The sequence below is a fragment of the Sphingomonas arantia genome (assembly GCF_042682045.1).
GTDB lineage: Bacteria > Pseudomonadota > Alphaproteobacteria > Sphingomonadales > Sphingomonadaceae > Sphingomonas_R > Sphingomonas_R arantia.
The window spans coordinates 1,052,950-1,065,982 of the sequence record NZ_JBHUGS010000002.1 but is presented as its reverse complement, the minus strand read 5'-3'; the positions used below and the strand labels follow the sequence as shown (position 1 = coordinate 1,065,982).

Here is a 13,033-nt window from a genome sequence, read left to right as displayed (position 1 = left end):
ACCCAGATACGAAAAAAACTGAGCAGTGTCCAATTTTGTTATTGAGCAATGCTCAGTTTGTGTTAGCAAGGCTCCAGCGACGAGACCGCGAGGCCGGTACCGTCTACATGCTCTGACACGGGGATCATCACATGTCCGCGCCTGATATTTCGTTACTCGGCAAGCGCCGGTTCGGTCCGTTGTTCCTCGTGCAGTTCATGGGGGCGTTCAACGACAACCTGCTGAAGTTCGCGCTGCTGTTCCTGGCCAATTTCGGACTGTACGCCGCTGCGCCCGAGAAATCGGAGATGCTGGCGACGATCGCGACCGGGCTGTTCATTCTGCCCTATTTCCTGTTGTCGGCGCCGGCCGGGCAATTGGCGGACAAATACGACAAGGCGAGGCTGATCCGCATCGTGAAGGGTGCGGAAATCGGCATCATGACGATCGCGATCGGTGGGTTCTGGTTCCAGTCGGTACCGGTATTGCTGACGTGCCTGTTCCTGATGGGCATGCATTCGACGATCTTCGGCCCGGTCAAATATTCGATCCTGCCGCAGCATCTGGGCAGCGACGAGATCATGGGCGGGACGGGCCTGATCGAGGCGGGGACGTTCCTGGCGATCCTGGCGGGGCAGTTGCTGGGCGGGGTCGTGCCGCCGTGGGAGGCGGGGCTGATCGCGACCGGTGTCGCGATCCTGGGTTTCGTGACGAGCCTGGCCGTGCCGTCCGCGCCCGCCGCGGCGCCGGACCTGCGGATCCAGCGCAACATCTTCAAGGGGACGTGGCAGATCCTGACGGTGGCGAAGGCGGGGCGCGGCGTGTGGCTGGCGATCCTGGGGATCAGCTGGTTCTTTTCGGTCGGTGCGATCCTGTTGTCCGAATTCGCGCCGCTGGCGAGCGGGACGCTGAACGCCGGGGCGGGCGTGGTGACGCTGTTCCTGCTCGTCTTCTCGGTTTCGGTCGCGGCCGGATCGCTGGTGGTGAACATGTTGCTGAACGGTGCGGTGTCGGCGCGGTATGTGCCGGCGGCGGCGCTGGGGCTGGCGGCGTTCCTGATCGACCTGTGGATTGCGACGCGCGGTTATGAAGCCGCGGGCGCGCAGCTGGACGTGGCGGCGTTCCTGGCTAGTGCCGGCAGCTGGCACATCCTGTTCGCGCTGGCCGGCATCGCCTTTTCGGGCGGCGTCTTCATCGTGCCGCTCTATGCGATCTTGCAGGTGCATAGTGCGCCGGCGGAACGGTCGCGGATCATCGCGGCGAACAACATCGTCAACGCGTGTGTCACGGTGCTGCTGGTCGCGGTGGTGACCGGGCTGCTGGCGAGCGGGACGGGCGTGCCCGGCGTGATCGGGACGCTCGGTTTTGCGACGCTGGCGGTGGCGCTCATCTCCTGCTGGCTGCTGCCGGAGACGGTGTTCAAGGCGTTGATCCGTGGCCTGCTGGTGTTGCTGTACCGCGTCGACGTTCACGGGGCCGAGAACATGCCGCAGCCGGGGGAGCGCGCGGTGGTGGTGGTGAACCATGTCTCGTTCCTCGACGGCCTGCTGCTCGCTGCGTTCCTGCCGGGCAAGCCGACCTTTGCGGTCGCGACGCGGATCGCGCAGGCGTGGTGGGTGCGGCCGTTCCTGGGCATGTTCGATGCGTTTCCGGTCGATCCGACGAACCCGATGGCGGCCAAGGCGATGGTGAAGGCGGTCCGCGAGGGGCGGACGCTGGTGATCTTCCCCGAAGGCCGCGTCACGGTGACCGGCGCGCTGATGAAGGTGTTCGACGGGCCGGGGATGATCGCGGACAAGGCGGAGGCGCCGATCGTGCCGGTGCGGATCTCCGGCGCGCAGTATACGCCTTTCTCCCGCCTGCGCGGCAAGGTGCGGTTGCGGATGTTTCCGAAGATCGACCTGACCATCCTGCCGCAGCGGCGGTTCGTGGTGGAGGGCGACACCGCGCGCCAGCGTCGTGCGGCGGCGGGGGCCAAGCTGTACGACGTGATGAGCGAGATGATCTTCGCGACGTCCGACACCGACCGCACGCTGTACCAGGCGTTGATCGATGCGAAGGACATTCACGGCGCGAACGCCGCCGCGGTCGAGGACGTGAAGCGCGAGCCGCTGAGCTATGGCCGGTTGCTGACCGGCAGCATCGCGCTCGGTCGCCCGCTGGCCGTGCTGACCCGGCCGGGCGAGGTGGTCGGCATGCTGTTGCCCAACGTCAACGGCGTGGTGGTCGGGTTCTTGGCGTTGCAGGGCATCGGGCGCGTGCCGGCGATGCTGAACTACACGGCGGGGCTGACCAACCTGAAGGCGGCGTGTGGCGCAGCGGAGATCGCGACGATCCTGACCGCGCGGGCGTTCGTGACGCAGGCGAAGCTGGGCGAGGTGATCGACGGGCTGGCGGGGGCGGGGATCCGCATCCTTTATCTGGAGGATATCGGTGCGGGGATCGGTGGGCTCGCCAAGCTGCGCGCGCTGGTGGCGACCCGCTGGGCCGGGCGGCTGCATCGCCGCCACCGCGTGACGCCGGACGCGCCCGCGGTGATCCTGTTCACCAGCGGGTCCGAGGGGTCGCCGAAGGGCGTCGTGCTGACCCACCGCAATCTGTTGTCCAACTGCCTCCAGCTATCGGCGCGGATCGATTTCAATTCGGCGGACGTGGTGCTGAATGCGCTCCCGGTGTTCCACAGTTTCGGGCTGACCGGCGGGACGCTGCTGCCGATCCTGTCGGGGGTGAAGACTTTACTGTACCCGAGCCCGCTGCATTATCGCATTGTGCCGGCGCTGGCCTATGATGCCAATGCGACGATCCTGTTCGGGACCGACACGTTCCTGGCCGGCTATGCGCGGATGGCGCACGGTTACGACTTCTACGCGCTGCGCTACATCTTTGCCGGGGCGGAGCGGGTGCGCGACGAGACACGCCGGACCTATGCCGAGAAGTTCGGGCTGCGCATCATGGAAGGCTATGGCGCGACCGAGGCGTCGCCGGTGATCGCGGTCAACACGCCGATGCATTTCCATGCGGGCAGCGTCGGGCGGCTGCTGCCAGGGATCGAGGCAAAGGTCGAGCCGGTGCCGGGCATCGCGGAGGGCGGGCGACTGTCGATCCGCGGGCCGAACATCATGGCGGGGTATCTGAAGGCCGATGCGCCGGGCGTGCTGCAACCCCCGGCGGGCGGCTGGCACGACACGGGCGATATCGTGACGATCGACAGAGCGGGGTTCGTTACGATCCGCGGGCGGGCCAAGCGGTTCGCCAAGATCGGCGGCGAGATGGTGTCCCTGCCCGCGGTCGAGGGCTATGCCGCGGCGGTGTGGCCGGGGGCGGACCATGCGGTGGTCACGCGGCCGGATGCGCGCAAGGGCGAGCAGTTGGTGCTGTTCACGACGCGGGCGGATGCGACGGCGAGCGACCTGCAGGCGTGGGGGCGGGCGAACGGCGTGGCGGAGCTGGCGATCCCGCGCGACGTGCGGGTGGTGGAGGCGCTGCCGGTGCTGGGCACGGGCAAGCTCGATTATGTCACGATGGGCGAGCGTGCGGTGGCGGAGGCGTCCGGGCGGTCAGCGGTCTCGTGATCAAGTGACGTCGCGGGCGAGGCGGCGCTCGATCCAGCGCGAGAAAACGAGGTGCGGGACGGCGACGGTGGCGAGCAGCTGGAACGCCTGCGCGGTGTCGTCGGGGGTGAGGCGGTCGCGCAGCAGGGTGGCGAACAGGACCCAGCCGAGGATGGCGGCGGCGGACATGAGCGCGCCGGTCGCCATCCACCAGCCGCGCGACCGGCCGTGCAGTACGGTGCCCGCCTCCGCGAAGTGGCGGGGGGAGTGGAGGAACACGAAGAACAGCGCGAAGCCGGCAACCGGCGGCGCGACGATCAGGCCGACGATCGCGACGGTCGTGGCGGCGGCCCAGGCGCGCGCGCCGTCGCGCCACGCGGTCGCGATGCCGACGATGGTGACCAGCAGCGCGACCGGCGCAACGGCGATCAGCGCGCGCGCAACGGTCGCGCCGTAGGGCGTGCCGGACATCGCGATGAATAGTCGGGCGACATCGTCGAAATGGCTGATCGCGGGGGCGGCCAGGATGGCGGTGCCGGCGGCGACCCTGAACAGGGGCTCCTCGATCATCGTCCAGTCCTCACCGAAATGGACCGAGGCGACAATCAGGAACAGGACGAGCGCGAGGAGCGGGGCCACCACCCAAAGCGCGGCTATCGCGGCGGCGATCGCGATATAACCGCCGAGTGCGAGGCCGAGCCCGCGACGACCGAGGCGGGTCGCGCGGGAGAGCAGGGCGATGTCGTAGGCCCCGTGCGGCATGCCGCCGACGACGAAGACGCCGGTCGCGATCAGCGTGGCGGTCGGCCCGTCGAGCGGCAGGCCGAGTGCGAGTGCCATCCCGACGAACAGTGCGGCGATCCAGAACGCCGGACGCACGACTTCGCCGCGCCCGGTGTGGACGCGGCGATCGTGATGTCCGGCGACGGCGGCAGTCATGCCGGCCGTCTGAACGGGATCAGTAACGTTCGGCGTAGGCAGGGGCGTCGTGCTTCTCCACCTGCGATTTGCGGACCGAGATCATGTAGATCAGGATACCGACGCCCGCCTTCGCGACGATGTCGGCGATCGTATAGCCCAGCTGGATCGTCGTGGTCGCGGTCGAACCGGTCAGACCGGCGAACGGCGCCATGTAGACGATCGGGTAGAAGCCCCACGATGCGAAGGTCAGCAGGCGCGCCTTGCGGACCAGACCCTGTGCGGCGGCGGGCTGCGAAGCGACCGAGCTGCCGAGACCGCTGAACAGTTCCCAGACGATGTAGACGAACGGGATCGACGACAGCGTGCCCCAGATCGCGCGGGTCGGGATGTCGGTCGCGATTTCGCCGGGGTAGCCCAGGATGATCATCAGCGCGGCGGCGGTGCCGAGACGCAGCGTCTTCGACGAAGTTTCTTCCGGCGACAGGCGCATCACGAGCACGAGTTCGATCAGCAGCAGCGGCACGGTGAGCAGCCAGTCGACGTAGCGATAGGCGTCGTTGAACGCGAAGCCGGTGGTCGCGATGACGCCGTTCTGAAGCGTGTAGGATGCGTTCCAGCTCTCGAAGATACGGAGGTAGTGATAGGCAGCGATCGCGGTCACGAGGCCGGAGATGGTCACCGCGGTGCGATAGGCGGGTGCGACCTGCGACCGGCAGAGCCAGAGGAACAGCGTCGTCGCGGCCATCGTGGCAAAGGTGAACGAGAATGCGTTGTAAACTAACGAAAACTGAAACGGTGTAATTGTGTCCATCGGGACCTCCATCGCCTGACTGTCTCGGACCCGCTGCTTCGGCGGGGCCGCTTTGTTGCGGGGGCGATGGCCGACAAGCCGCATCGGTCCTCGGTCCACCCGAGTTGACGTCACAGCGGCAGCCGGTCCTTCCGGGGCTGCACAAGCCGGAACCGCGAACAGGTCGGGTTATCTCCGTTCGTGGCGGCTGTCGCTGCGGCGTCGATGGAGGTGGTACGCCCGCGTGGGACGCGTCGCGATACGGACCTTGGGCCGTACCGGGGCAGATCATTAAAGTCCGGCTTCGACCGCCAGCCGGATGAGGTCGGCGGTGGTGGCAAGGCCGAGCCGTTCCATCAGGATCGCGCGGTGCATTTTCACCGTCTTTTCCGCCAGGCCGAGTTCAGCCGCGATCTGCTTGTTCAGCCAGCCCTGTGCCACGAAGCGCAGCACCTGGCTTTGCCGCGGCGAAAGCGACTTGACCAGTTCGGCGGCGCGGATCCGGCGCATGCTGGTCGGGGTGGCGGCCTGCGTGTCGATCTCCAGCTGCGAGCCCAGGAAGTAGAGCAGCTGGTCGTCCTCGTCGTACAAGGGCGCGACTAGAACCGCGTTGCGGAACGGCTGTCCGTCGCGCTTGTAGTTCAGGATCTCGACAAGCACCGGCTTGTGTTCGCGCACGCCGCGGCGGATCTCCTCCGACAGCCAGGGTTCGGTCGACGGGCCGGAGAGGAAACGGCAGTTGCGCCCGAGCACCATGTCCGCGGGGTAGCCGGTCAGGTCGCAGAAGGGCTGGTTGCAGGCGATGATAGGATTGTCGGGCAAGCGCGGATCGCTGATGACGGACGGGAGCGGGCTGTCCTTGACCAGCCGGACGAGACGGCGAGCGGACCTGGCGTCGGTCTCGACTGTCATTCCCCTGATCTCCCCGTTGCCCATCAACAGACTGCCCCCGTTGTGCCGCGCTGGCAATTGATCAGGGTCTATTAGTGGTCGCAATCGCGTTGAGGGGGTGACCTAAGTCATCGATCGAAGACGCTTTCCGGGTCGGCGCGTGGAAGTCGGCCGGTTTGTTCGCGATCCAGTGGAGGAAGCGGGCGATGTCGTCGCGGGCACGAAGCGCGTCGATCGTGGGGAAGCGGGTCGCCAGATCGCGGTTCGAGACGTTCGCGTGGATCGCGCGGTGGCAGATCGGGTGGACGGCAACGGTTTCGGTGCCGCCGCGGCTCTTGGGGATGATGTGGTGCCATTCGGTGCGCGTGCCGAGCGCGCGGTCGCACAGCGCGCAGGCGGGGACCGCCGTTTCGCGCGCTGAACGGGCCTCCGCTTGCGCCAGTCCGGCCCGGCCTTTGACGCGTCCTCCCATACGCTGTGATATGGTGGCGGATCGGGCGAACGAAAAGGCTGGGCGGCGCGTTCACGCCCGGCGGCGACCCCGCCATGAGGAGAGAGCGATGAGCGACGAGCGTACACCAGACGAGAAGCCCGGCGAGTATATCGACCTGCCGCCGATCCTGCCGACCGGGTCCGGCGTGGCCGACCTGGAGATCGCGTACGAGCAGATGATCCTGGCGGAGAATGCGGCACTAAGGGACGGGCCGGTGCTGAACGAGGGCGTTTCCGGCGCGCCGACGACGGACGCGATGCCGACCGAGAGCGGCGACGATGCGCTGGACAGTGCCGCGCATCCCAGCTGAGCCCTATCGATCGAAACGGAGGCGCGCGATCAGGCCGGGGTGCGCGTCGTCCAGCGTGATCGTCGCCCCGGTGCGGGCCGCGGCGGAGCGCACGACCGCGAGGCCGAGGCCGCTGCCCTCCGGACCGTCGCCGCGGCCAAGCCGGATGAACCGGTCGAAGACGCGGTCGCGGTCGGCGGCCGGGATGCCGGGGCCATCGTCCTGCACCGACAGCGTGGTGGCGGCGTCGTCGGGCGTGATCGCGACCGTGACGAGCCCACCGCGGTGGTTGTAGCGGATCGCGTTGTCGACGAGGTTGCTCAGGATCTCGACGATCAGCGTGCGGTGGCCGGTGATCATCGTGGGCGCGTCGGCGGCGTCGAGAATGAGTTCGACGTCGGCGGCGATGGCCTGGCCGATCTTGCGGCTGATGACGCGGACCGCGACCTCGCGCAGGTCGACCTGTTCGAGCGGGGCGGCGGCGCCCGCGTCCTCGGCGCGGGCCAAGGCCAGTAGCTGGGTCAGCAGGCGTTCGAGGCGGGCGCTGGCGTCGGCGATCTCGTCCAGTGCCGGTTGTGAGCCGCGACGGGCGAGTGCGACCTGGACCTTCAGCACCGCAAGCGGGGTGCGCATTTGGTGCGAGGCGTCGGCGGTGAAGCGCCGGGTGGCGGCGGTGGCGGTGTCGAGCTGCGCCAGGAGCCGGTCGAACGCCTGCGCGAGCGGGCGCAGTTCGAGCGGGAGCGGGCCGGGATCGAGCGGCGAGAGATCGGGCGTGGCGGGGCCGTCGCGCGCCTCCACCGCGCCGCGCAGCCGGGCGAGCGGGCGGAGGCTCCAGCCGAGCGCGGGGCGGAGCAGCAGCACGGCGATGCCGACCAGCGCGACCTCACCCACCAGCAGCGCGAACATCAGCCGGCGGGTGAGCGCGCGGCGGCCGTCGAGCGTTTCGGCGACCTGGACGATCACCGGTTGGTCGATCGCAGGTAGCGCGCGGCGAACCTCGGCAATGCGGATGCGTTGGCCGCGATAGGGGGCGAAACGGAAGCGCGGCTGATCGATCGCGAGGTCTTCCGGCCGAGGGGCGGGCAGGTCGGCATAGCCGGTGAGCAGCTCGCGCCCGACGCCGATCCGGTAATAGACGTTGTCGCGCTCGCTGTTCTCCAGCATCCCGAACGCGGCGGGCGGCAGGTCGAGCGTGACCTCGCCGCGTTCGACCTGGACGGTTTCGGCGATGGCGCCGAGCGCGCCGCCGAGGACGCGGTCGTTGGTGCGGCGTACGACATCGGCGATCAGCGTGGCACCGGCGAGGCCGAGCAGGACCGCGACGAGCAGCAGCGGACCGAGCATCGACACGAGCAAGCGGGTGCGGAGGGCGACGGCATGGCGCGGCGGCGGCGCGTTCATCCGGCGTCGATCAGGTAGCCGACGCCGCGGATCGTGCGGATCTGCGGGCCGGCGCTGCCGAGCTTGCTGCGCAGCCGGGTGACGTGGACCTCGATCGCGTTGGGGCCGACCGGTTCGTCATAGCCGAACACCTCTGCCAGCAGCAGTTCGCGCGGCACGACCTGCCCCGCGCGGGTGGCGAGCGCGTCGAGCACCGCCCATTCGCGACGGCGGAGCGCGAGCGGGCGGCCGGCGACGTCGGCCTGGCCGGTCGAGCGGTTGAGGGTCAGCGCGCCGATCGTGACGACGGGCACCGGATCGCCGCCGCGCCGCCGGCCGAGCGCCCGGACGCGCGCCTCCAGCTCCTCCGGATCGAACGGCTTGCGGAGATAGTCGTCCGCGCCGAGATCGAGCCCGCGGACCCGGTCGTCCAGCCCGTCGCGCGCGGTGAGCATGAGGACGGGGACACGATCGCCGCGCCGGCGGAGCCGTTCGAGCACCGTGAAGCCGTCGATGCCGGGCAGGCCGACGTCGAGGATCACGACCGCATAGGGTTCGCCCGAGACGAGCGTCAGCGCCTCCTCGCCACCCGTGCAGTGATCGACCGCGTGGCCGCCGGCGCGCAGCAGGGTCGCGATGCTGCGCGCGAGCGCCGCATCGTCCTCGATCATCAGGACGCGCATGGTGGCCCGCGGTGAAAGGTTCCTGACAGGTCGGGCGCGTATCGCATCCATGGGCTTATCCGATCACAGAAGCGGAAAAGCGAGAGGAGCCGGGATGCGAATCCTTAGTCTGACGATTGCGATGGCGGGGGTGACGGCTGTCACAGCCATACCTGCTCATGCCGCCGAGCGTCCGGCGGGTTATCCCCGATCCTATGACGCGCTGATCGCCGCGGCGCAGGCCGAACGCGGGCTGACCGTCTACGGCAATGCCGACCGGGCGGAGCTGGTGGGTGTCGTGGCGGCGTTCCGGCGGGCCTATCCGGGCATCGCGGTGCGCTATGCCGATCTGGGTTCGACCGAAATCTACCGCCGGGTGACGGCGGAACGGCGCGCGCGGCGGCCGTCGGCGGACCTGGTGTGGTCGTCGGCGATGAACCTGCAGGTGAAGCTGATCAACGACGGTTATGCGCAGGCCTATGCCAGCCCGGAAAAGCCCGCATTGCCGGCGCAGGCGGTGTGGAAGAGCATGGGGTACGGCGTGACCGCGGAGCCGATCGGCATCGCGTATAACCGCCGGTTGATCCCCGACGCGGCGATGCCGCGCGACCATGCCGGGCTGGAGGCGCTGCTCCGTCGTCGGCGGGCGCAGTTCACCGGGCGGGTGACGACGTTCGACCCGCGGCAGTCCGACGTCGGGTATCTGTACCTGTCCGAGGACATGGCGATCACGCGTGACAGCCGGGCGTTGCTGTCCGCCATCGCCGCGACGAAGCCCGTGCTGGTCGCACGGACCGAGCCGATGCTGGCGGCGGTCGCGGAGGGGCGGCAGGCGATCGCGTACAATGTGATCGGGTCCTATGCCTTGGAACGGGCGAAGCGCGATCCGCGGATCGGCGTGGTCCTGCCGCGCGACTATACGATCGTGACGTCGCGGATCGCGTTCATCGCCGCCGATGCGCGCGCGCCGGCGGCGGCCAAGCTGTTCCTCGATTTCCTGTTGTCGCGCCGTGGCCAGTCGTTGCTGGCGGAACGGAGCCTCTGGCCCGTGCGGACCGACGTGCCCGCGCGGCGGATGCCCGCGGCGCAGGCCCGGCCGATCCGCGTGGGGCCGCAACTTCTCGTTTATCTCGACCGCATCACCCGCCAGCGCTTCCTGCGCGACTGGCAGGCGATCCTTTCCGGAGTTTCCCGATGATCCTGTTGCGTACCGGTTGTGGGCTGCTCGCGCTCGCTCTTGCCACCCCTTCGCTCGCCCAGACGCCCGATGCGGCGGAACTCGCCCGCCTGGTGCAGGCGCAGGCGGCGCAGATCGCGACGTTGCAGGCGCGGCTCGACCGGTTGGAGGGGCAGCAGGCGGCGGCCGCGGCAGCGCCCGTGCCCGTTCCGGCGGCGCAGGCGGCGCCGACACAGGTCGCGCAGGCAACGCCCGAGCAGCGCCGGACCGTGCCGTTCGCGCCGCAGCTGGCCCCGCCGGGACCCGCGGAGCGCAACGTGGCGCAGGCGATCGCGGCGCGCGAAAATCCATCGGGTGTCACGACCGAATGGGGGTCGGGCCTGCCGGTGTTCCATTCGGCGGACGGCGTCTATACGTTCAAGCCGCGCGGGCGCATCCTGGCCGATGTCAGCAGCTCGTTCGGGTCGAAATCGGACGGTCGCAACCTGACCACGACCGGTATGCGCGCGCTGCGCCTCGGCCTCGAAGGCGGCGTCGGCACGCATTTCTTCTACCAGATGGAAGCCGATTTTTCGGAGAACGAGGTCGATGTCGTGACCGCGTTCATGGGCTGGCGCAACCGGATCTCGCCGGGGCTCGAATATGACGTACGCGCCGGGCATCTGTTCAACGACCGCGGGTTCGAAGGGTCGACGGGATCGGATTCGACGCCGTTCCTGGAACGCACGACGGTCGCCACCGCGATCATCCCGCAGCGCGGTTTCTACGGCATCGGCATCATGCCGCGGCTGTTCTGGAAGACGGGCCATGCCTCGCTGACGGTCACTGGCGACCGGGTGGACGGCACGCAGACGGTGAGCGACGGGCGGACATTCCTGGCGCGCGCGCACTGGAACCCGATCAAGACCGACAATGCGGTGCTGCATCTGGGCGCGTGGGGCTTCGACGAATCGCTCTCCCCGGCGGCGACGACGCTGACCCGCAACACGGTGATCGGCGGGCGGTTCAACGGCGCGCTGCGCGTGTCGACCGGGCCGTTGCTTGGCGGCCGGGGGACGACCGGATACGGGCTGGAACTGGGCGGGTATCGCGGGCCGGTGTGGATCATGGCGGAGGCGGGGCGGCGCGACGCCCAGCTCGACGGCGGGCGGCCGGACTTCACCAGCAAGGCGTGGAGCGTGTCGGGCGGGTTCTTCATCACGGGCGACCTGCCGCCGTACAACCCGCGGCTCGGCGCGTTCGGGCAGCCGAAGGTGAAGCGCCCGACGTTCGACGGCGGCCCCGGCGCGATCGAGCTGACCGCGCGGTACGAGGACCTCGACCAGACCGACCTGCTGACCGGCGGGCGCGGCTGGGCGGCGACGGTGGGCGTGAACTGGTACCTGAACAGCTTCACCCGCCTGCAGCTGAACGGCATCCACTGGTACACCAACAACCGCACCGGCGATTACACCGGCGGCGACGAGGGCGAGACGCTGAGCGCGCGGGTCGCGGTCACCTTCTGATGCCGCTCGCTGCACGAAATCCGCTGCTCCTGACCTTCCTTCAAGGATCGTTCGCATGAACCTGGCTTTGCTTGGCTTCCTGATGGTCGCCACATTCATGACGCTGATCATGACCAAGCGGATGACGCCGCTGGTCGCGCTGATCGTCATTCCCACGATCTTCGGCGTCGTCGCCGGTCAGGCCGCGGGCCTGGGCGACATGATGATCGACGGGATCAAGAACCTGGCGCCGACCGGCGTCATGTTGCTGTTCGCGATCCTGTTTTTCTCCACCATGACCGACACCGGGCTGTTCGATCCGCTGGTCGGGCGGCTGATCCGGCTGGTGCAGGGCGATCCGATGCGGATCCTGCTCGGCACCGTCGTGCTGTGCGCGCTGGTCAGCCTGGATGGCGACGGATCGACGACGTACATCATCACGATCGCCGCGCTGCTGCCGCTGTACAAGCGGTACGACATGAACCGGCTGTACCTGTGCTGCCTGCTGATGCTGACGAGCGGCATCATGAACCTGACGCCGTGGGGCGGGCCGACCGCGCGGGCGGCGAGCGCGCTGAAGTTGGATCCCGCCACGCTGTTCCTGCCGTTGATCCCCGGCATGATTGTCGGGCTGGCGAGCCTGATGGCGTTGGCGGTCTGGTTCGGCCGCAAGGAGCGCACCCGGATGGGGAGCGTGCAGGCGCGCGACGCGGTGGAGTTCACCGGCATGGCGGTCTCGCAATATCCCGAGGCGCGGCGGCCGAAGCTGATCTGGTTCAACGGGCTGCTGGTCGTGACGCTGCTGACGCTGCTGGTGTGGGGTCTGCTGCCTCTGTCGGTGCTGATGATGATCGCGTTCGCGATCGCGATGATCGTGAACTATCCGGGCGTGGCGGAGCAGAAGGAGCGGATCGCCGCGCATGCCGGCAACGTCCTGTCGGTCGTCTCGCTCATTTTCGCCGCCGGTATCTTCACCGGGATCCTGGGCGGGACCGGGATGGTGGAGGCGATGAGCAAGGAAGTGGTCGGCATGATCCCGCCCGCGATGGGGCCGTACATGGCGCCGATCACCGCGGCGCTGAGCCTGCCGTTCACCTTCTTCATCTCCAACGACGCATTCTATTTCGGCATGCTGCCGATCCTGGCGGAGGCGGGCGCGCATTACGGCGTCGAGCCGATGGCGATCGCGCGCGCGTCCTTGATGGGGCAGCCGGTCCATCTGCTCAGCCCGCTGGTGCCGTCGACCTATCTGCTGGTCAGCCTGGCCGGGATCGACCTGGCCGATCATCAGCGTTTCACGTTGGTGCCCGCGATCATGGTGTGCGTGGTGATGACGCTGGTCGGGATGATCGCGCTCGCCTTCCCGTTCGTGGCCGGGTGATGCGCGCCACCGTCCTTCGTCCCGCAATCCGGAGA

11 protein-coding genes are annotated in these 13,033 nt (G+C 68.7%); 5 read left to right on the top strand and 6 right to left on the bottom strand.

Going from position 1 to position 13,033, the window contains the following annotated elements; genetic code table 11:
* Positions 1-131 precede the first annotated feature (131 nt).
* On the top strand, positions 132-3,551 hold the full coding sequence (locus tag ACFSGX_RS10675; RefSeq protein ID WP_380929724.1) for an acyl-[ACP]--phospholipid O-acyltransferase: 3,420 nt from the start codon (positions 132-134) through the stop codon (positions 3,549-3,551).
* Here the strand turns inward: ACFSGX_RS10675 and ACFSGX_RS10670 are convergent, their stop codons facing one another.
* The 4 genes from ACFSGX_RS10670 to ACFSGX_RS10655 all read right to left on the bottom strand — a co-directional run bounded on the left by ACFSGX_RS10670 (position 3,552) and on the right by ACFSGX_RS10655 (position 6,604).
* Positions 3,552-4,469: a Brp/Blh family beta-carotene 15,15'-dioxygenase gene (locus ACFSGX_RS10670; protein WP_380929723.1), complete on the bottom strand. Its 918-nt coding sequence runs from the start codon at positions 4,467-4,469 to the stop codon at positions 3,552-3,554.
* Positions 4,470-4,488: 19 nt separating this feature from the next.
* Entirely contained in the window at positions 4,489-5,262 is a 774-nt protein-coding gene (locus ACFSGX_RS10665) for a bacteriorhodopsin-like (protein ID WP_380929722.1), read from the bottom strand.
* Between the two features lie 270 nt (positions 5,263-5,532).
* Complete coding sequence (locus tag ACFSGX_RS10660; RefSeq protein WP_380929721.1) at positions 5,533-6,153, bottom strand: LuxR C-terminal-related transcriptional regulator; 621 nt, start codon at positions 6,151-6,153, stop codon at positions 5,533-5,535.
* Positions 6,154-6,214: 61 nt separating this feature from the next.
* Positions 6,215-6,604, bottom strand: a complete 390-nt coding sequence (locus ACFSGX_RS10655; protein WP_380929719.1) for an HNH endonuclease — start codon at positions 6,602-6,604, stop codon at positions 6,215-6,217.
* An 88-nt stretch (positions 6,605-6,692) separates the two neighbouring features.
* On the opposite strand from ACFSGX_RS10655, the gene ACFSGX_RS10650 reads away from it, so the two are divergent.
* Entirely contained in the window at positions 6,693-6,935 is a 243-nt protein-coding gene (locus tag ACFSGX_RS10650) for a hypothetical protein (protein ID WP_380929717.1), read from the top strand.
* 3 nt (positions 6,936-6,938) lie between these two features.
* Here ACFSGX_RS10650 and ACFSGX_RS10645 read toward each other — a convergent pair whose 3' ends face one another.
* Together ACFSGX_RS10645 and ACFSGX_RS10640 are read right to left on the bottom strand one after the other, a co-directional pair.
* A complete protein-coding gene (locus tag ACFSGX_RS10645) occupies positions 6,939-8,315 on the bottom strand; it encodes a sensor histidine kinase (RefSeq protein ID WP_380929716.1) in 1,377 nt (458 codons plus the stop codon).
* Positions 8,312-8,977, bottom strand: coding sequence for a response regulator transcription factor (locus ACFSGX_RS10640; RefSeq protein WP_184075165.1), 666 nt, complete (start codon positions 8,975-8,977; stop codon positions 8,312-8,314). The genes ACFSGX_RS10645 and ACFSGX_RS10640 overlap by 4 nt, the downstream gene beginning before the upstream one ends.
* A gap of 94 nt (positions 8,978-9,071) precedes the next feature.
* Here ACFSGX_RS10640 and ACFSGX_RS10635 point away from each other — a divergent pair, with 94 nt between their 5' ends.
* The 3 genes from ACFSGX_RS10635 to ACFSGX_RS10625 are packed head-to-tail and all read left to right on the top strand — an operon-like array spanning position 9,072 to position 12,998.
* Positions 9,072-10,154, top strand: a complete 1,083-nt coding sequence (locus ACFSGX_RS10635; RefSeq protein WP_380929713.1) for an ABC transporter substrate-binding protein — start codon at positions 9,072-9,074, stop codon at positions 10,152-10,154.
* Complete coding sequence (locus ACFSGX_RS10630; RefSeq protein ID WP_380929712.1) at positions 10,151-11,638, top strand: OprO/OprP family phosphate-selective porin; 1,488 nt, start codon at positions 10,151-10,153, stop codon at positions 11,636-11,638. Before ACFSGX_RS10635 ends, ACFSGX_RS10630 begins: the two co-directional genes overlap by 4 nt.
* A 55-nt stretch (positions 11,639-11,693) precedes the next feature.
* On the top strand, positions 11,694-12,998 hold the full coding sequence (locus ACFSGX_RS10625; RefSeq protein WP_380929711.1) for a CitMHS family transporter: 1,305 nt from the start codon (positions 11,694-11,696) through the stop codon (positions 12,996-12,998).
* Positions 12,999-13,033: the final 35 nt, after the last annotated feature.

Excerpts from the sequence above, each read along its gene's own strand:
- ACFSGX_RS10640 (WP_184075165.1), bottom strand. The coding sequence starts at position 8,977 with ATGCGCGTCCTGATGATCGAGGACGATGCGGCGCTCGCGCGCAGCATC.
- ACFSGX_RS10660 (WP_380929721.1), bottom strand. The coding sequence starts at position 6,153 with ATGACAGTCGAGACCGACGCCAGGTCCGCTCGCCGTCTCGTCCGGCTG.
- ACFSGX_RS10635 (WP_380929713.1), top strand. The coding sequence starts at position 9,072 with ATGCGAATCCTTAGTCTGACGATTGCGATGGCGGGGGTGACGGCTGTC.
- ACFSGX_RS10670 (WP_380929723.1), bottom strand. The coding sequence starts at position 4,469 with ATGACTGCCGCCGTCGCCGGACATCACGATCGCCGCGTCCACACCGGG.
- ACFSGX_RS10655 (WP_380929719.1), bottom strand. The coding sequence starts at position 6,604 with ATGGGAGGACGCGTCAAAGGCCGGGCCGGACTGGCGCAAGCGGAGGCC.
- ACFSGX_RS10630 (WP_380929712.1), top strand. The coding sequence starts at position 10,151 with ATGATCCTGTTGCGTACCGGTTGTGGGCTGCTCGCGCTCGCTCTTGCC.
- ACFSGX_RS10650 (WP_380929717.1), top strand. The coding sequence starts at position 6,693 with ATGAGCGACGAGCGTACACCAGACGAGAAGCCCGGCGAGTATATCGAC.
- ACFSGX_RS10625 (WP_380929711.1), top strand. The coding sequence starts at position 11,694 with ATGAACCTGGCTTTGCTTGGCTTCCTGATGGTCGCCACATTCATGACG.
- ACFSGX_RS10645 (WP_380929716.1), bottom strand. The coding sequence starts at position 8,315 with ATGAACGCGCCGCCGCCGCGCCATGCCGTCGCCCTCCGCACCCGCTTG.
- ACFSGX_RS10675 (WP_380929724.1), top strand. The coding sequence starts at position 132 with ATGTCCGCGCCTGATATTTCGTTACTCGGCAAGCGCCGGTTCGGTCCG.
- ACFSGX_RS10665 (WP_380929722.1), bottom strand. The coding sequence starts at position 5,262 with ATGGACACAATTACACCGTTTCAGTTTTCGTTAGTTTACAACGCATTC.